Raw genomic sequence first — 17,657 nt, 5'->3', positions numbered from 1 at the left:
TGAATGGTCTGGTCATCATGTGGCTCACTAAAAAGTTACACTGTAACGATACGAAATTTACCCTCGCCTGTGCGCTTTTCTTCACCGTGTTCAATGCGCTGTTTATCCAGCGCAGCTGGTCAATTATCGCACCTGCCCGTCTGCACGACGTGCTTTTTGCCGCCAGTGTGCCGCTGGTTCTGTTCTGCGGCTGGGTCATTGTTTTTAGCCTGCTGAATATTCCCTTTATTCGCAAGCCGCTCATGATTGCCCTGACCATAGGATGCGCCGCCGCGACCTGGTTTATGTACACCTATGGCGCGGTTATCGATCAGAACATGATTGTGAACGTGTTTGAGACTAACTCCCAGGAAGCGACAGCCCTGGTAACGCCGCAGCTGATCCTGTGGCTGGCCGTCGCGGGTCTGGTCCCTTCCGTCATCTTAGCCCTGACGCGCATTCGAACCGGAAAATGGTGGTATGCCCTGCTAACACGTTTCGCCGCTATACTCGGTGCGCTGCTGGTGATCATTCTCGTCGCGGCAGTGTTCTATAAAGACTATGCTTCGCTGTTCCGCAATAACAAAAGCATCGTCAAAATGGTCACTCCGGCGAACTACGTGAGCGCCGTTGTGAAGTACAGTAAAATGCGCTGGTTTGCCGGCGACCAGACGCTGGTCCGCATTGGCGAGGATGCCCATAAAGGGGCGCTGATTTCCGGCCAACGTAAGAAAACCGTGCTGGTTCTGGTGGTGGGTGAAGCCTCCCGCGCTGTAAACTATTCGTTAAATGGTTACCCCCGTGAAACCAACCCCGAGCTGAAAAAGCGGGATGTCATCAACTTCCCACAGGCCTCCTCCTGCGGCACGGAAACCGCCGTTTCCGTCCCCTGCATGTTCTCCGGCATGACGCGAAAAAAATATGACGCGGACCTCGCCCATCATCAGGAAGGACTGCTCGATGTGCTTAACCACGCCGGGTTCAACCTGCTGTGGCGCGACAATGACGGCGGGTGTAAAGGTGCCTGCGACCGCGTGCCGCACACGGATATGACCCAGTGGAAACTGGATCAGTTCTGTAAGGACAAATCCTGTATCGACGACGTCAACCTGTACCGCCTGGACAACGTGCTGGACGGAATAAAGCAGGATACCGTACTGGTGATACACCTGATGGGCAGCCACGGTCCGGCTTATTACAACCGTTACCCGGACCGCTTCCGGAAATTCACCCCAACCTGCGATACCAATGAAATTCAGGATTGCGATCATCAGTCGCTGATCAATACCTATGACAACTCGATTCTGTATACCGATAGCGTGCTCAGCCGAACCATCGACGCGCTAAAAGCCCGGAAGGCCAGTATGAACACAGCGCTCATTTACCTCTCCGATCACGGCGAATCGCTGGGCGAAAGCGGAATTTACCTGCACGGTACGCCGTATATGCTGGCCCCGGAGCAGCAAACGCATATTCCGTTTATGTTCTGGCTCTCCCCGGACTATGCGAAAAACTTCGGCGTAAACACGGATTGCCTGCGTAACCATGCTGCAAAAGAGGCAGTTTCACAGGACAATTTGTTTGCCACGGTTCTGGGCATGATGGACGTGAAATCAGTGGCTTATCAGCCGCAGCTGGATATTTTGTCGCAATGTCGTCGCTAAGCGGGCTTGCATTAGACCGAACGGTCTATTAGAGTAAGAGCATGAGCAGACATACAGAACACGATACACGAGAACATTTGCTGGCTACCGGCGAGCGCCTTTGCATGCATCGCGGGTTTACCGGTATGGGGCTGAGCGAGTTATTAAAAACCGCTGAAGTGCCTAAGGGATCGTTTTATCACTATTTTCGATCCAAAGAGGCGTTTGGCGTAGCCATGCTGGAGCGGCACTACGCCAGCTACCATCAGCGCCTGGCAGCCCACTTCGCCAGCGGCGAAGGTGACTACCGGGATCGTGTTCTGAACTACTATCAGGAAACGCTGACGCAGTTCTGTCAGCAGGGCATCATCAGCGGCTGCCTGACGGTAAAACTGTCTGCCGAAGTGTGCGATCTCTCCGAAGATATGCGCACCGCCATGGATAAAGGGGCCAGCGGCGTAATCGCTCTGCTGGCTCAGGCGCTGGAAAAAGGCCGCGATGAAACAACGCTCTCCTTCTCCGGCGATCCGCTCACGCAGGCACAGGTGCTCTATTCCCTCTGGTTAGGCGCCAACCTGCAGGCAAAAATGTCTCGCAGCGCCGTGCCGCTCGAAAGCGCGCTGGCGCATGTGAAAAACTGTATTACCGCGCCTGGCGTGTAGCCGGCGTTTTTATTTACCCTTTTACTAGTCGACTGGTCTACTCAGGAGCCATTATGTCCGCTGAAAAGCTATTTACCCCACTGAAAGTGGGTGCCGTTACTGCCCCAAACCGCGTGTTTATGGCCCCACTTACCCGTCTGCGCAGCATCGAGCCGGGAGATATCCCAACGCCATTGATGGGTGAGTATTACCGTCAGCGCGCCAGCTCGGGCCTGATTATTTCCGAAGCCACGCAGATTTCTGCCCAGGCTAAAGGCTACGCCGGTGCGCCGGGTCTGCACAGCCCGGAACAAATCGCCGCGTGGAAAAAAATCACCGCAGGCGTTCATGCTGAAGATGGCCGTATTGCGGTTCAGCTGTGGCACACCGGTCGTATCTCGCACAGCAGCATCCAGCCTGGCGGTCAGGCGCCCGTTTCTGCCTCTGCCCTGAATGCGAATACCCGCACTTCCCTGCGCGATGAAAACGGTAATGCTATTCGCGTCGACACCACCACGCCACGCGCGCTTGAGCTGGACGAGATCCCGGGTATCGTGAATGATTTCCGTCAGGCCGTCGCCAACGCCCGTGAAGCGGGCTTCGACCTGGTCGAGCTGCACTCTGCGCACGGCTACCTGCTGCACCAGTTCCTGTCACCGTCTTCCAATCAGCGTACCGACCAGTACGGCGGCAGCGTTGAAAACCGCGCGCGTCTGGTGCTTGAAGTGGTAGATGCCGTGTGTAATGAGTGGAGCGCAGATCGCATTGGTATTCGAGTTTCCCCAATTGGTACCTTCCAGAACGTCGACAACGGTCCGAACGAAGAAGCGGATGCGCTGTATCTGATTGAAGAGCTGGCTAAACGCGGTATCGCGTATCTGCACATGTCCGAGCCGGACTGGGCAGGCGGCAAGCCCTACAGCGAAGCCTTCCGCCAGAAAGTTCGCGAGCGCTTCCACGGCGTGATTATCGGGGCGGGCGCTTATACGGCAGAGAAAGCCGAGGATCTGATCGGTAAAGGTCTGATCGACGCCGTGGCCTTTGGCCGTGATTACATTGCTAACCCGGATCTGGTTGCCCGTTTGCAGAAGAAAGCCGAACTGAACCCGCAGCGCCCTGAAAGTTTCTATGGCGGCGGCGCGGAAGGTTATACCGACTACCCTTCACTGTAATCCCGCTTTGTACATTGATAGCGGCGACCTTTCGCCGCTATACTAAAACATCGTTTCTGTTCAAAAAGATAATCCATTCCACTGGTTAATGAGGAAATTATGCGCCTACTTCACACCATGCTGCGCGTTGGCGACCTGCAACGTTCCATCGATTTCTACACTAACGTTCTGGGCATGAAGCTGCTGCGCACCAGCGAAAATCCGGAATATAAATACTCTCTGGCGTTTGTCGGTTACGGCCCGGAATCTGAAGAAGCGGTCATCGAGCTGACCTACAACTGGGGCGTGGACAGCTACGAGCTGGGTACGGCTTACGGCCACATCGCGCTGGAAGTGGATAACGCGGCTGAAGCCTGCGAACGTATCCGCAGCAATGGCGGTAACGTCACCCGTGAAGCCGGTCCGGTTAAAGGCGGCACCACCGTGATTGCGTTTGTTGAAGATCCGGACGGGTATAAAATCGAACTGATCGAAGCTAAAGACGCTGGTCGCGGTCTGGGCAATTGATCCCGCAGGGCGCACTATGCGCCCGTTGTTTTGCTGCATCCCCTCTCAAAATTTGCCATAATGCGCACTGCTTTTTCCCCCTTGTAAGAGACCCTGATGTCCGATAACGCTCAATTTACCGGTCTGTGCGACCGTTTTCGTGGTTTTTATCCCGTTGTCATTGATGTAGAAACAGCCGGATTTAACGCTAAAACCGATGCGCTGCTTGAAATTGCCGCCATCACGCTGAAGATGGATGAACAGGGCTGGCTTGTACCGGACACCACGCTGCATTTCCACGTTGAACCCTTTGAAGGCGCAAACTTACAGCCAGAGGCGCTGGCCTTTAACGGTATCGATCCGACAAACCCGCTGCGCGGGGCGGTAAGCGAATACGAGGCGCTGCACGCCATTTTCAAAATGGTGCGCAAGGGCATGAAAGAGAATGACTGTAGCCGCGCCATCATGGTGGCCCACAACGCTACGTTCGATCACAGCTTCACCATGGCTGCCGCCGAGCGCGCCTCGCTAAAACGTAATCCATTCCATCCGTTTGTGACCTTCGACACCGCCGCGCTGAGCGGCCTGGCGCTGGGGCAAACCGTGCTCTCTAAAGCCTGCATCACGGCGGGTATTGCGTTTGACGGCACTCAGGCGCATTCCGCGTTATACGATACCGAGCGTACGGCGGAGCTGTTCTGTGAGATCGTCAACCGCTGGAAACGTCTGGGTGGCTGGCCGCTGCCGATGGGCGACGAGGCCGATCTTCAATCGTAGACTGGGTAATCAACAGCCCCACAGGACAAAAAAAAGCGACCAACATAATGTGGTCGCTTTTTTATATCCGCAGAAAACTTATTCTGCGTCCGGCTCTTCGGTTTTATACTTCGCCGCAGTCTCTTTGATCAGCTGTTGCAGTTCGCCGCGCTGATACATTTCAATCAGAATATCACAGCCGCCAACCAGTTCACCGTCAACCCACAGCTGTGGGAAGGTCGGCCAGTTTGCGTATTTTGGCAGCTCAGCGCGGATGTCCGGGTTTTGCAGGATATCAACGTAAGCAAAACGCTCACCACAGGCGGACAGCGCCTGAACCGCTTGCGCGGAGAAGCCGCAGCTTGGCAGCTTCGGAGAACCTTTCATGTACAGGAGAATCGGGTTTTCAGCGATCTGGCGCTGAATTTTTTCAATAGTGGTGCTCATGTCTTGCTTCCTTTAACTTCTGTTACGGCATCAGTCTGACATTGTAGCGGGTCAGGCCGACATCGGAAAATAACATTTTTGTCACGTCTCATTATTTTATCCGCTATCGCGTAAAGTTGCATTGATAATGACGTTTAAGGCTACGCGCCGTGCGGTTTTGCTTAAGGAGCGAACAAGAGTGCGACAGAATGGTGAATTTTTTTGCACTTGCTAACGAAACACAATTTTTGAATGAAAAATGCTATTAACTTATTCCGATTTTATGGATTAGAATCGACTGGTTTTGTAAATCTCATGCGGGTATGTAATTTGGCTCGCACTTATCAGGGGACTGCCCAGTGGCGCGGATAACTAGAATCTCGATGACGCTCTGTGCTTTACTGTTTACCACACTCTCATTTACGCCAGCGGCGAACGCCTCCGAACAGGCGCGGCATTCTGCTGTACAAAAAACGCATCTGGCAAAAACCACAGAACGTAAGAAAAAAACCACCAGCAAAACAGTAAAGAAGAAAACCACCGCTCACACCAAAAAGACCGCCTCCAGTAAAACCAAAACTCTCCGTTCCGGCACGCACAAAACCACTCGCACGACCGCCAGCCTGGTGAATGATAAATGCACCGTGCGCAAAGGCCATAAAACGAAATGCGCCAAAGTGACGAAGCTGGCTGACGTGCATAAAGCGCGTATGCAGAAAGCGCAAAAAACGGCGATGAATAAACTGATGGGGCAAATAGGTAAACCATATCGCTGGGGTGGCACCTCTCCGCGCACCGGTTTTGACTGTAGTGGGCTGGTCTATTATGCCTATAAAGATCTGGTGAAGTTTCGCATTCCGCGCACCGCCAATGAGATGTACCATCTGCGCGACGCCGCGCCTGTAAACCGTGGCGAACTGCAAAATGGCGACCTGGTGTTCTTCCGCACCCAGGGACGCGGCACGGCCGATCACGTTGGGGTGTATGTGGGTAACGGTAAATTTATCCAGTCACCGCGCAGCGGTCAGGACATTCAGATCACCTCCCTCAGTGAAGATTACTGGGTGCGCCACTATGTGGGTGCGCGCCGAGTGATGACGCCAAAAACCATTCGCTAGACCCTGCCCTGCCGCCTCCGTGGCGGGGTAAGTTCCTCTTTTGCATACCCTTTCAATTTGCTATTCTGTCCTTGTTGTCTGTAGGGTTATTGGCAACGTATAAAACTATAAGGAGAGTAGCAATGTCGTTCGAATTACCTGCACTACCGTATGCAAAAGACGCCCTGGCTCCGCACATTTCTGCGGAAACCCTGGAGTACCATTACGGCAAGCATCACCAGACCTATGTCACCAACCTGAATAACCTGATCAAGGGCACCGATTTTGAAGGCAAAACGCTGGAAGAGATTGTGCGCAGTTCAGACGGTGGCGTATTCAACAACGCCGCTCAGGTGTGGAACCACACCTTCTACTGGCACTGCCTGGCTCCAAATGCAGGCGGAGAACCTACCGGTGAGCTGGCCGCAGCGATTAACGCCGCGTTCGGCAGTTTCGCGGATTTCAAAGCGAAATTTACTGACGCAGCCGTTAAAAACTTTGGCTCCGGCTGGACCTGGCTGGTAAAAGAGGTTGATGGCAAACTGGCTATCGTTTCCACTTCTAATGCGGGTACCCCTCTGACCACCAGCGCAACGCCGCTGATGACCGTGGACGTATGGGAACACGCCTATTACATTGATTACCGTAATGCGCGCCCGAACTACCTGGAACATTTCTGGGCACTGGTTAACTGGGAATTTGTTGCGAAGAACTTCGCCGCATAAGGGACACGCAGAAGGGGCAACCCTTCTGCGTTTTTATTTATTCCGCCGTACACACCGCTTCTGGCTGTTTACGCCCGGACATCAACACCAGCAGCAAGCCGAGTGCGGCAATGATCGCCCCCATCACCGGCACAAAGCTGTAACCCAAACCACTGGAGATCACCGCCCCGCCCGCTGCGGCCCCCAACGCATTGCCCAGGTTAAACGCACCGATATTCACGGACGAAGAAAGCCCCGGTGCTTCGTGCGCAACGCGCATTACACGCATCTGCAACGGTGGCACCACGGCAAAGGTTGCGGCGCCCCACACCACCATGGCAATCGCGGCGCCCACTTCGTTTCGCGCCAGCCACGGGATCGCCACCATGATGACAATCAGCAGCGTTAAAAAACCTTTCAGCGTCCCGCTGACGGAGCGGTCGGCAAATTTCCCGCCGAGATAGTTGCCAATCGAGAACCCGACACCAATCAGCACCAGCATCGCGGTAACAAAGAGTGGCGTTGCGTGGGTTATGTCGTGCAGCACCGGGGAGATATAGGTGTAGAGCGTAAACATCGCCCCTGCCCCCAGCACCGTGGTGAGCAGCGCGGACAACACCTGAGGACGCATCAGCACCGCCAGCTCTTTACGTACTTCCGGACGTTCTCCCGCACTTCCTTTCGGCAGCGAGAAGAACAGCGCGACCATCGCGACCACGCCCAGTCCGGCGGTTGCGAGGAAAGACATACGCCAGCCGATGGCTTCTCCCAGCCAGGTGGCAGCGGGAACGCCGCCGATATTAGCGATGGTGAGGCCCATAAACATAGTGGCTACCGCGCTGGCCTGCTTATGTTTTGGCACTACGCTTGCGGCAACAACCGAGCCCAGCCCGAAGAAAGCGCCGTGGTTCAGGCTGGTCAGAATACGGGAAAGCATCAGCGTGGTGTAATCCGGCGAAATCGCGGAAAGCACATTTCCGAGAGTAAAAATTGCCATCAGGAAAATCAGCGCATTGCGTCGCGCGCGGTGCGAAAGCAGCAGCGTCATCAGCGGTGCGCCCACCATCACGCCGATCGCATAGGCGCTAATCATCATACCGGCCGCAGGGATAGAGACGTCCACACCCCGGGCGATAACAGGCAATAACCCCATCGGGGAGAATTCAGTGGTGCCAATCCCAAAGGCGCCAATCGCCAGGGCCAGCAGGGGAAAATTGATTTTCATGAAAAGACTCCGGATACCGTGCCGTTACCCGGCACAGACTAAGAAGGCAAAAGCATGACATCAATCACAAAAAATGAGAAGTTAACATTTTGGCAAAAGATTTTTGCCGGAGAGGTAACAATAGCGGCAAGGGAGGGAGAAGACTCTCCCTCCACCTAAATCAGTGCAGCGCAGCGGTTAAACCACCCGCAACAATCAGGGCAAGAACAACAATGGTGGTAAACAGCGAAAACTTCAGATCGGTACTCATCAATTTTTCTCCTTTTATTCACCCTACGAAAAGTGAGCTTGCTCATTTTTACACAGTTCAGGTCAAAAATCTTCCAGGATTTAAACGGATATCCACTTTACCTCTTCCCCTTTTCATCAAGATAGGACAAAATTCCACGCTAAATTTATTAGCGTACCGGCCACTGACCCCCTCCTGACGTCCTGTGTCGTTTTCCCGGCGTGTCGCAACTCATGTTTGCGTAATAAGGGTGAGAGAAGGCAAACGTTTACCTTCATTTTTTTCAGGAGCTTAGGATATGGTCTGGAGTGACATTTAATGGCAACAATTAAAGACGTAGCAAAACGCGCAAACGTTTCCACTACAACCGTATCACATGTTATTAACAAAACGCGTTTCGTCGCAGAAGAGACGCGTAATGCCGTCTGGGCGGCAATCAAAGAACTGCACTACTCGCCAAGTGCGGTCGCCCGTAGCCTGAAGGTTAATCACACCAAATCGATTGGCCTGCTGGCCACCAGCAGTGAAGCGGCTTACTTTGCTGAAATCATCGAAGCCGTTGAAAAAAACTGCTTTCAGAAAGGCTATACCCTGATTCTGGGCAACGCGTGGAACAACATTGAAAAACAGCGCGCTTACCTGTCGATGATGGCGCAAAAGCGCGTCGACGGCCTGCTGGTCATGTGTTCTGAATACCCTGAGTCGGTGCTTTCCATGCTGGAAGAGTATCGCCACATTCCGATGGTAGTGATGGACTGGGGCGAGGCGCGCGCAGACTTCACCGACTCTGTTATTGATAACGCCTTTGAAGGCGGCTACATGGCCGGGCGTTATCTGGTAGAACGCGGGCATCGTGAAATTGGCGTGATCCCGGGCCCGCTGGAGCGTAACACCGGTGCTGGCCGTCTGGCCGGTTTCATGAAAGCGATGGAAGAGGCGCTGATTACCGTGCCAGAAAACTGGATTGTCCAGGGCGATTTCGAGCCGGAGTCGGGCTATCGCGCCATGCAGCAGATCGTCTCCCAGCCGCATCGCCCTACCGCTGTGTTCTGCGGCGGCGATATCATGGCAATGGGCGCGCTCTGCGCGGCGGATGAACTCGGCCTGCGCGTTCCGCAGGACATCTCGGTGATCGGCTATGATAACGTTCGCAACGCCCGTTTCTTTACCCCGGCGCTGACCACCATTCACCAGCCGAAAGATTCGCTGGGTGAAACGGCCTTCAATATGCTGATGGACAGGATCGTCAACAAGCGAGAACAGTCCCAGTCCATTGAAGTCCACCCGCGCCTGATTGAACGCCGTTCCGTTGCCGACGGTCCGTTCCGCGACTACCGACGTTAATCTCTTTACGGGGCCAGCTACGCTGGTCCCCGCAACCACTCCCGGTTCAGCGTTTCGCTGTCTCCCAGATAATCCAGCAGCCAGGCCATGGCGGGCGAGACGTCGTTTTGCTGCCACGTCAGACAGCATGCAGCATCCGGGAAAGGGTTTTCCAGCGTCAGAGCCACCCACTCTCCCGCGTCGATGCGCGGGCGCGCAAAATGCACCGGCACCATGCCAACGCACAGCCCCGCGCTCAGACAGGTGGCTGACGACTCCCAGTCCGGCGCAACCACGCGGCGCTGATTATCCAGCAGCCAGGTAATGCGCTTGGGCAGCGAGCGGGAGGTATCTTCCAGCACCAGCGAGGGCCAGTTGCGTAAGGTGTCATCACTCAGAGGCCCGTCCAGCGCCGCCAGCGGGTGATCGCGCGCGACCACGCAGGTCCAGCTCAGCATGCCCATGTCGCGGAACGCGTAGCGCCCGCCAACCGGGATCGCCTGGGTTGCACCAATCGCCATCTCCGCCCTGCCGTCCGCCAGCGCATCCCATACGCCGTTGAACACTTCCTGCGACACACGCAGTTCGACGTCGGAAAAATGACGATAGAAATCGACGATCATCTGCCGGGTCCGCTCCGGCTTAACGATGTTATCCACCGCGATAGCGAGATGCCCGCGCCAGCCGTTGGCGATCTGCTGGCACTGCTCACGGGTGATCTGCATTTTTTTGATAACAGACCGGCCTTCCTTCAAAAACCACGCGCCGGCAGGCGTGAGCTCCACGTCGCGATGACGCCGCTCGAACAGCGGGACCGCCAGCCACGCTTCCAGCTGGCGCACCGTATAGCTGATAGCCGAGGGAACGCGGTGCAACTCCTGGGCGGCACCAGTAAAGCTGCCGTTACGCGCCACGGCATCAACCACTTCAAGGGAATAATCTGACCACATCTTTAGCCTGCAAATTTTTTGAATGCACCCGCCAAATATTAGCGTTTCACAAGCCGCTTTGCACTCCCTACACTCTGCGCCAACGTACACCTGCCTCCTCAGGAGAAAAAACAGTGCAACCCAGGAAAGGATTTTTAGTCTGGCTCGGCGGCTTAAGCGTGCTGGGCTTTTTGGCGACCGACATGTATCTGCCCGCCTTCGCCGCGATGCAGGAAGATTTGCAAACTCCTGCCGCCGCCATCAGCGCCAGTTTGAGTTTATTCCTTGCAGGTTTTGCTTTTGCGCAACTACTCTGGGGACCGCTCTCTGATCGTTTTGGCCGTAAGCCCGTTCTGTTGCTGGGACTGGCGATTTTTGCCGTAGGCTGTCTGGGCATGCTGTGGGTCCGCGATGCCGCCTGGTTACTGGTGTTGCGCTTTATTCAGGCGGTCGGCGTCTGTGCCGCAGCGGTCACCTGGCAGGCGCTGGTGACCGATTACTACCCCGCCTCACGCACTAACCGCATTTTCGCCACCATCATGCCGCTGGTCGGCCTGTCGCCGGCGCTCGCTCCGCTGCTGGGCAGCTGGATCCTGGCGCATTTCGACTGGCAGGCCATTTTCGCCACGCTCTTTGCGATCACGCTGGTCCTGATGCTGCCCGCGTTCGGGCTTAAACCTGCGCATAAAAAAGAGACGCATCCGGACGCGAAGCCCATCACCTTTACCTCTTTACTGCGGTCGAAAGCCTATCGCGGTAACGTGCTGATTTATGCCGCCTGCTCTGCCAGCTTCTTTGCCTGGCTTACCGGTTCACCGTTCATTTTGCATGACATGGGCTACAGCCCGGCGGCTATCGGCCTGAGCTATGTACCACAGACCATCGCCTTCCTGGTGGGTGGCTATGGCTGTCGCGCCGCGCTGCAAAAATGGGAAGGCCAGCAGATGCTGCCCTGGCTGCTGGTGCTGTATGCACTAAGCGTGATTGCGACCTGGGCTGTCGGCTTTATTCCCGGCGCCGGGCTTGCAGAAATTTTGATTCCGTTCTGCGTCATGGCGATCGCTAACGGGGCCATTTACCCTATCGTTGTAGCCCAGGCGCTGCGTCCATTCCCGCAGGCGACAGGCCGCGCTGCCGCGCTGCAAAATACCCTGCAACTTGGCCTGTGCTTCCTGGCAAGTCTCGTGGTCTCTGCGTTGATTGCAACCCCGCTGCTCACCACCACCAGCGTGATGCTGTTCACCGTTGTGCTGGCAGGATTGGGTTATCGCATGCAGTCCTCCGCCCATCGCGAGCAGAGTGAAAACGCGCAGACAGAAACGTCGCACGCCTGATTGCACGGGAAACTATGTTAAAAACCAGTGATTAGGTTGCTAACAATTTTCTGTTGAATCACCAAATTTTGCGGCCTATACTGAATTTGGTTCGATTAAATACGATAAATATTAAGTGTTAACGGGAGCCGGAGCGCTCCCGTTTTACCATGGAAGGCATTTCGGCAAGGGTTATCTCCCTTCCTCTGTTCTACGTCGGATATTAGCCTCGCGGGCATTTACCGTGAGATTTCTCACAAACCAAAAAAGCGTCTACGCTGTTTTAAGGTTCTGATCACAGCAAGGTGATGGAGAAGCTATGAGTTCATCGTGTATAGAAGAAGTCAGCGTTCCGGACGATAACTGGTCCCGGATCGTCAGTGAACTGTTGGGACGTGCGGGCATTACGATTAATGGCTCATCCCCCTCCGACCCCCAGATTAAACATCCCGATTTTTTCAAACGCGTGTTACAGGAGGGATCGTTAGGGCTGGGTGAAAGCTATATGGACGGCTGGTGGGAGTGTGAGCGGCTGGATATGTTCTTCTCCAGCGTTTTACGCGCCGGTCTTGAAAATCAGCTCCCTCGTCATTTCAAAGATACGTTACGTATCGCTTCCGCCCGCCTGTTCAATCTGCAAAGTAAAAAGCGCGCGTGGATCGTCGGTAAAGAGCATTATGACCTGGGCAACGATCTTTTCAGCCGTATGCTCGACCCGTTAATGCAGTATTCCTGCGGATACTGGAAAAAAGCGACAACCCTGGAAGAGGCGCAGCAGGATAAGCTACAGCTGATTTGCGATAAGTTGCAGTTGCAGCCCGGCATGCGCGTGCTGGACATCGGCTGTGGTTGGGGCGGCCTTGCCTGGTTTATGGCGAAAAATTACGGTGTCAGCGTAGTCGGCGTCACGATTTCAGCTGAACAGCAGAAGATGGCACAGGAACGGTGTCTGGGTCTGGATGTCGATATTCGGCTTCAGGATTACCGCGACCTGAATGAGCAGTTCGATCGGATTGTTTCCGTGGGTATGTTCGAGCACGTGGGGCCAAAGAACTACAAGACTTATTTCGACGTCGCCGACCATAACCTGAAGCCTGACGGAATTTTCCTGCTACACACCATCGGCTCTAAACGCACCGATAACAATGTGGATCCCTGGATCAACAAATATATCTTCCCGAATGGTTGTTTACCCTCTGTTCGCCAGATTGCGAACGCCAGCGAACCGCATTTTATTGTGGAAGACTGGCATAACTTCGGCGCAGATTACGACACCACGCTGATGGCCTGGCATGAACGTTTCCAGGCTGCATGGCCTGAAATCGCCGACAACTATTCGGAACGATTCAAACGGATGTTCAGCTATTATCTTAATGCCTGCGCGGGTGCGTTCCGCGCGCGGGATATACAGCTGTGGCAGGTGGTGTTTAGTCGTGGGATTGAGCACGGCCTGCGTGTGGCCCGCTGAAAAATAACCCCGGGTAACCGGGGTTATTTTTTATTCTTCTTCCACGGCCTTTATTATCGCCGCCTCTTTCGCCGCCAGCACGCGCTCAACGGTATCCACGACCGCCTGGGTCTGCGGATCAATTTCGATATTTACGCGCTGCCCCAGTTTTTTTGCGCCAAGCGTAGTACGTTGCAGCGTTTCAGGAATTAAATGCACACAAAAACGCGTTGGCGTCACTTCACCGACGGTCAGACTAATCCCATCGATGCCAATAAATCCTTTATAAAGGATGTATTTCATTAATGACGGATCCTGCACCTTAAACCAGATTTGACGGTTATTTTCCGAGGTCACGATTTTCGCCACTTCTGCGGTGGTCATAATATGGCCCGACATCAGATGCCCGCCAATCTCATCGCTGAATTTCGCCGCACGTTCAACGTTGACGGTATCCCCCACCACCAGCTCACCCAGGTTAGTGATGCGCAGCGTCTCTTTCATTAAATCAAAGCTTATCTGGTTACCGTTAATTTCGGTCACCGTCAGGCAGCAGCCGTTATGCGCTATCGACGCCCCGGTTTCAATGCCGTCGAGCATATATTCAGGCAGCTCAACTACGTGAGTGCGGAAATTCGGTTTTTCATCAATGGACACCACTTTGGCAGTGCCCTGCACAATACCAGTAAACATGCTTACAGCTCCTGTTCATTCCGAACGGCGATGACACCGTATAATCCCACCACAATAACAGTTGAAAAAACAGGTTGCCAGTGATGCGCAATTTCTGGCGATTTTTTCACTAGATAATTAGTTAAACCCCGCTACAATAGCTGGCATCCCTCTGTTTTTTCTTCTTGCTGCCAGTAACGGCGGCCTTTTTAGTCTCTCAAATAACTACAATACAAAGGTGTTCACGTGCAGAAGTATATGATCGAAGCGCGTCAGTTATTGGCACTGGCCATACCGGTGATCGTCGCGCAGGTAGCCCAAACCGCAATGGGATTTGTGGATACGGTAATGGCCGGTGGTTACAGCGCCACCGATATGGCCGCCGTGGCGATCGGAACCTCAATCTGGCTCCCGGCCATTCTGTTTGGTCACGGCCTGCTGCTGGCGCTGACGCCCGTTATCGCGCAGCTTAACGGCTCCGGTCGACGCGACCGCGTAGCCCATCAGGTGCGCCAGGGCTTCTGGCTGGCCGGGGGTGTCTCCGTCCTGATTATGATCGTCCTGTGGAACGCCGGGTATATTATTCGCGCCATGCATAATATCGACCCGGCGCTGGCAGATAAAGCAGTCGGTTATCTGCGCGCCTTGCTCTGGGGCGCGCCCGGTTATCTCTTCTTCCAGGTGGCTCGTAACCAGTGTGAAGGGCTGGCAAAAACCAAGCCGGGCATGGTGATGGGCTTTATCGGCTTGCTGGTGAACATTCCCGTGAACTACATCTTCATCTACGGTCATTTTGGCATGCCGGAACTCGGCGGCGTGGGTTGTGGCGTGGCGACGGCTGCGGTGTACTGGGTGATGTTCGGCTGTATGCTCACCTACGTTAAACATGCGCGATCCATGCGCGACATTCGTAACGACACCGCCTTTAGCACGCCTGACTGGTCGATGATGAGCCGCCTTACCCAACTGGGTCTGCCCATTGCGCTGGCGCTGTTCTTTGAAGTGACGCTGTTTGCCGTTGTCGCCCTGCTGGTCTCGCCGTTAGGGATTATTGACGTGGCAGGCCACCAGATCGCCCTGAACTTCAGCTCTTTGATGTTCGTCCTGCCGATGTCCCTGGCTGCTGCGGTGACGATTCGCGTGGGCTTCCGTCTGGGGCAAGGCTCGACGCTGGATGCGCAAACGGCAGCCCGCACCGGGCTGGGCGTCGGCGTCTGCATGGCAGTCTGTACCGCGCTCTTTACCGTGCTGTTGCGTGAGCAAATTGCCCTGCTCTATAACGACAACCCGGAAGTAGTGACCCTGGCCTCGCATTTGATGCTGCTGGCGGCCATTTACCAGATCTCTGACTCCATCCAGGTAATTGGCAGCGGCGTGCTGCGTGGGTATAAAGATACGCGTTCCATCTTCTTTATCACCTTTATCGCTTACTGGGTTCTGGGCCTGCCGAGTGGGTATATTCTGGCGCTCACGGATCTGGTGGTGGATCGCATGGGGCCAGCCGGATTCTGGATGGGCTTTATCATCGGCTTAACGTCTGCAGCCATTATGATGATGCTGCGCATGCGCTTCCTGCAACGTCAGTCGTCTGCGGTAATTTTACAACGCGCTGCGCGTTAATGACACAGTAGCCGCCGGCTGGCGGCTACTTTCTCTTCACTTTGCGCGGTAATGAAGCAATCGCGTGAAATCAGAGAGAAAAATGCATTTTCCCTCTTGCCACCTTGGGGCTGTGCCGCTAATATTCGTCCCCGTTGTCACCGACAACACAATGCGTTCATAGCTCAGTTGGTTAGAGCACCACCTTGACATGGTGGGGGTCGTTGGTTCGAGTCCAATTGAACGCACCATTATGCGTCTGTAGCTCAGTTGGTTAGAGCACCACCTTGACATGGTGGGGGTCGATGGTTCGAGTCCATTCAGACGCACCAATCAATTTCCTCGCACATTTCATTCCCGTTCAGCCTCGTGCAGGGGCAGCAAACTTTTTAAGCACATCGAAATTAACCTCCAGCGCGCGCGTGCCGGGAAAAGCGGAATGGCATAAGACATTTTTTATCCGTCCAGGCAAAGCATTGACGACTTCAAAAAATGGAGCTGGAGGCGGTCCTGGTGCAGCAGCAAGAAACCGTTACAGCGCTCACGGCTCAAATAGTCAGAGGCCAGAAAAGTGGCTCATCAGGTTAGCAAAACGCCCGGCGTTTGCCGGGCGTGAAAACAACATCAGTCAACGATTACGGCTTGTGTTCAATCGCCGGGTTGTTATTGATGGCGATTCGCTGCGGTTTCTCTTCTTCCGGAATATCCTGGTGTAATTCAATCGCCAGCAAGCCGTTTTCCAGCGAAGCGCCGGTTACTTTCACATGTTCCGGCAGACTATAGCTGGCCCGGAAGTCGCTGCGGCTGATACCCCGATGGATCCACCCTTCTTCACCGTTTTCGGTTTTCTCCTCTTCACGTTTACCGCTGATATTCAACTGACCGCCAACGGTTTCAATTTCCAGTTCGCTCTCTTTCCAGCCCGGCACGCTGAGCGTCAGTTCATAGCGGTTATCACCCACCCGCCGGATATTGTAAGAAGGCGTGGAGGGCAACGGCGTACTGCCGGTTAGCTGGCTAAAAAGGCGATCGATACGGTTAAAACGGTCCGCAAACAGAGAGTCGGAGAGATCGTTCAACATGGGAAAAGCTCTTAGAGTCATCATGTACCTCCTGAACAGTAAAAAAGAATATTCAAAAAGTTCATGTCTTACGGGCAGGTATTCCTTACCCGCTTTCTATATGAGGTTACCGCACAATATTTCAACCTCAGGAGCCTGCAAAATGTAGCTGGAACCTAAAAAACGCAACGGGCCGTTAAGCCCGTTGTTCGTTACATCATCGCAGTTCTATTACTCTCGCCCGCTCAGCCTGCTTTCGGTAGTGGTCGTATCGCTCCCGGAACCATGCCTGCTGTTCATAACTCATATTGCCGGTCACGGCATCGATATCAACTGGCTGGCCCAGCGCGTTCAGGTGGGTTTCCACCTGCAAGCGTCTTATCAGTTCGAATAACAGACAAAGGACGTTTACACTGGCGGATTAATACTGATTTCCTGAACAAATGGGTAAATGGGTGAATCCGGGCTTGTTGGCCATATAGAGAGGGGCGCATGTAGGTTGCCGCGGTTGTGTATCGAACTGCGCATTGTTATCTACAACACGCTGCTCCTGGCCTTGCACGGCTATTCTTTTTTTCGTCTGCGCTTTCCTGGCGGAGGGGGAGGGTTTTACCTGTCGCGGCAGTTCGGAGGCACCATAACCTGAACAGAATCGCTTCGACTGACTCAGACTTCCGTCATTGCAGACAAAACGGCCATCCGATGTACAGTGTGCTATGCCACCTTTTGAGCCAGAGCAGGGCTGTCTTCCACGGGCGGCATCAGCCTGCATGTTAAAAAGTACACTGACCGTAAGAAGGAAAATTTTCATTTTCATATCTGTATCCATGATTGACGTCATCATACTCAGGGTATATCCCCTCAGCCATTGACCTTTTTGCCAGATAAAATGTAATGATTCACGGCTAAGAAATAAATTATTAATATTTCAGTACCCGCCACAGCACAAGTGCTA

At 54.2% G+C, this 17,657-nt stretch carries 18 protein-coding genes, 2 tRNA genes and 1 pseudogene; 13 read left to right on the top strand and 8 right to left on the bottom strand.

The window, feature by feature from the left end:
• Nucleotides 1-17: 17 nt before the first annotated feature.
• From eptA to rnt, 5 genes are all read left to right on the top strand, one after another.
• A complete protein-coding gene (gene eptA / locus ACOT0L_RS09570; RefSeq protein WP_126503415.1) occupies nt 18-1,643 on the top strand; it encodes a phosphoethanolamine transferase EptA in 1,626 nt (541 codons plus the stop codon).
• A gap of 41 nt (nt 1,644-1,684) precedes the next feature.
• Complete coding sequence (locus ACOT0L_RS09565) at nt 1,685-2,284, top strand: TetR/AcrR family transcriptional regulator (RefSeq protein ID WP_022647900.1); 600 nt, start codon at nt 1,685-1,687, stop codon at nt 2,282-2,284.
• 53 nt (nt 2,285-2,337) lie between these two features.
• Entirely contained in the window at nt 2,338-3,435 is a 1,098-nt protein-coding gene (locus ACOT0L_RS09560; RefSeq protein WP_023299948.1) for an alkene reductase, read from the top strand.
• Nucleotides 3,436-3,534: 99 nt separating this feature from the next.
• The gene (gene gloA / locus ACOT0L_RS09555; RefSeq protein WP_022647898.1) at nt 3,535-3,942 is read left to right on the top strand and encodes a lactoylglutathione lyase; all 408 of its coding nucleotides are present in this window, start codon (nt 3,535-3,537) and stop codon (nt 3,940-3,942) included.
• Between the two features lie 96 nt (nt 3,943-4,038).
• Nucleotides 4,039-4,698 (top strand): ribonuclease T, encoded by a 660-nt coding sequence (gene rnt, locus ACOT0L_RS09550; protein WP_003857625.1) that lies wholly within the window; start codon nt 4,039-4,041, stop codon nt 4,696-4,698.
• A 78-nt stretch (nt 4,699-4,776) separates the two neighbouring features.
• On the opposite strand, the gene grxD is transcribed toward rnt, so the two are convergent.
• A complete protein-coding gene (grxD, locus tag ACOT0L_RS09545; protein ID WP_003832760.1) occupies nt 4,777-5,124 on the bottom strand; it encodes a monothiol glutaredoxin 4 in 348 nt (115 codons plus the stop codon).
• Nucleotides 5,125-5,462: 338 nt separating this feature from the next.
• Between grxD and ACOT0L_RS09540 the strand changes: the two genes are divergently transcribed.
• Together ACOT0L_RS09540 and sodB are read left to right on the top strand one after the other, a co-directional pair.
• Nucleotides 5,463-6,221: a C40 family peptidase gene (locus ACOT0L_RS09540; protein ID WP_058678002.1), complete on the top strand. Its 759-nt coding sequence runs from the start codon at nt 5,463-5,465 to the stop codon at nt 6,219-6,221.
• A gap of 122 nt (nt 6,222-6,343) precedes the next feature.
• Complete coding sequence (gene sodB, locus ACOT0L_RS09535; protein WP_126503417.1) at nt 6,344-6,925, top strand: superoxide dismutase [Fe]; 582 nt, start codon at nt 6,344-6,346, stop codon at nt 6,923-6,925.
• Nucleotides 6,926-6,962: 37 nt separating this feature from the next.
• Here the strand turns inward: sodB and ACOT0L_RS09530 are convergent, their stop codons facing one another.
• Both ACOT0L_RS09530 and ACOT0L_RS09525 read right to left on the bottom strand, forming a co-directional pair.
• Nucleotides 6,963-8,129: an MFS transporter gene (locus tag ACOT0L_RS09530; protein WP_126503419.1), complete on the bottom strand. Its 1,167-nt coding sequence runs from the start codon at nt 8,127-8,129 to the stop codon at nt 6,963-6,965.
• Between the two features lie 160 nt (nt 8,130-8,289).
• Entirely contained in the window at nt 8,290-8,379 is a 90-nt protein-coding gene (locus ACOT0L_RS09525) for a YnhF family membrane protein (RefSeq protein ID WP_003857632.1), read from the bottom strand.
• A gap of 297 nt (nt 8,380-8,676) precedes the next feature.
• Between ACOT0L_RS09525 and purR the strand changes: the two genes are divergently transcribed.
• Nucleotides 8,677-9,702: an HTH-type transcriptional repressor PurR gene (purR, locus tag ACOT0L_RS09520; RefSeq protein ID WP_006809011.1), complete on the top strand. Its 1,026-nt coding sequence runs from the start codon at nt 8,677-8,679 to the stop codon at nt 9,700-9,702.
• A gap of 17 nt (nt 9,703-9,719) precedes the next feature.
• Here purR and punR read toward each other — a convergent pair whose 3' ends face one another.
• Nucleotides 9,720-10,631, bottom strand: coding sequence for a DNA-binding transcriptional activator PunR (punR, locus tag ACOT0L_RS09515; RefSeq protein ID WP_022647895.1), 912 nt, complete (start codon nt 10,629-10,631; stop codon nt 9,720-9,722).
• Nucleotides 10,632-10,744: 113 nt separating this feature from the next.
• On the opposite strand from punR, the gene punC reads away from it, so the two are divergent.
• Together punC and cfa are read left to right on the top strand one after the other, a co-directional pair.
• Nucleotides 10,745-11,944 (top strand): purine nucleoside transporter PunC, encoded by a 1,200-nt coding sequence (gene punC / locus ACOT0L_RS09510; protein WP_126503421.1) that lies wholly within the window; start codon nt 10,745-10,747, stop codon nt 11,942-11,944.
• Between the two features lie 298 nt (nt 11,945-12,242).
• Nucleotides 12,243-13,391, top strand: coding sequence for a cyclopropane fatty acyl phospholipid synthase (gene cfa, locus ACOT0L_RS09505; RefSeq protein ID WP_063200874.1), 1,149 nt, complete (start codon nt 12,243-12,245; stop codon nt 13,389-13,391).
• A 30-nt stretch (nt 13,392-13,421) separates the two neighbouring features.
• On the opposite strand, the gene ACOT0L_RS09500 is transcribed toward cfa, so the two are convergent.
• Nucleotides 13,422-14,063, bottom strand: a complete 642-nt coding sequence (locus ACOT0L_RS09500) for a riboflavin synthase (RefSeq protein WP_022647892.1) — start codon at nt 14,061-14,063, stop codon at nt 13,422-13,424.
• A gap of 225 nt (nt 14,064-14,288) precedes the next feature.
• Here ACOT0L_RS09500 and mdtK point away from each other — a divergent pair, with 225 nt between their 5' ends.
• From mdtK to ACOT0L_RS09485, 3 genes are all read left to right on the top strand, one after another.
• Nucleotides 14,289-15,662, top strand: coding sequence for an MdtK family multidrug efflux MATE transporter (gene mdtK, locus ACOT0L_RS09495; protein ID WP_032622176.1), 1,374 nt, complete (start codon nt 14,289-14,291; stop codon nt 15,660-15,662).
• A 153-nt stretch (nt 15,663-15,815) separates the two neighbouring features.
• Nucleotides 15,816-15,892, top strand: a tRNA-Val gene (locus ACOT0L_RS09490).
• 4 nt (nt 15,893-15,896) lie between these two features.
• Nucleotides 15,897-15,973, top strand: a tRNA-Val gene (locus ACOT0L_RS09485).
• Nucleotides 15,974-16,276: 303 nt separating this feature from the next.
• Here the strand turns inward: ACOT0L_RS09485 and ACOT0L_RS09480 are convergent.
• The 3 genes and pseudogenes from ACOT0L_RS09480 to ACOT0L_RS09470 all read right to left on the bottom strand — a co-directional run bounded on the left by ACOT0L_RS09480 (nt 16,277) and on the right by ACOT0L_RS09470 (nt 17,519).
• Nucleotides 16,277-16,747: an Hsp20 family protein gene (locus ACOT0L_RS09480; protein WP_026080712.1), complete on the bottom strand. Its 471-nt coding sequence runs from the start codon at nt 16,745-16,747 to the stop codon at nt 16,277-16,279.
• Between the two features lie 172 nt (nt 16,748-16,919).
• Nucleotides 16,920-17,051, bottom strand: a pseudogene (locus ACOT0L_RS09475) (glycogen synthesis protein GlgS); the annotation flags it as partial.
• A gap of 72 nt (nt 17,052-17,123) precedes the next feature.
• Nucleotides 17,124-17,519 carry a hypothetical protein gene (locus ACOT0L_RS09470; RefSeq protein ID WP_071881489.1) on the bottom strand — a complete coding sequence of 132 codons (396 nt, stop codon included), beginning with the start codon at nt 17,517-17,519 and terminating at the stop codon, nt 17,124-17,126.
• Nucleotides 17,520-17,657 lie beyond the last annotated feature (138 nt).

Source organism: Enterobacter cloacae complex sp. XAL002, assembly GCF_049236805.1.
GTDB lineage: Bacteria > Pseudomonadota > Gammaproteobacteria > Enterobacterales > Enterobacteriaceae > Enterobacter > Enterobacter intestinihominis.
Note: the sequence above shows the minus strand (reverse complement) of the source record. Positions and strands in the feature narration are given on the sequence as shown.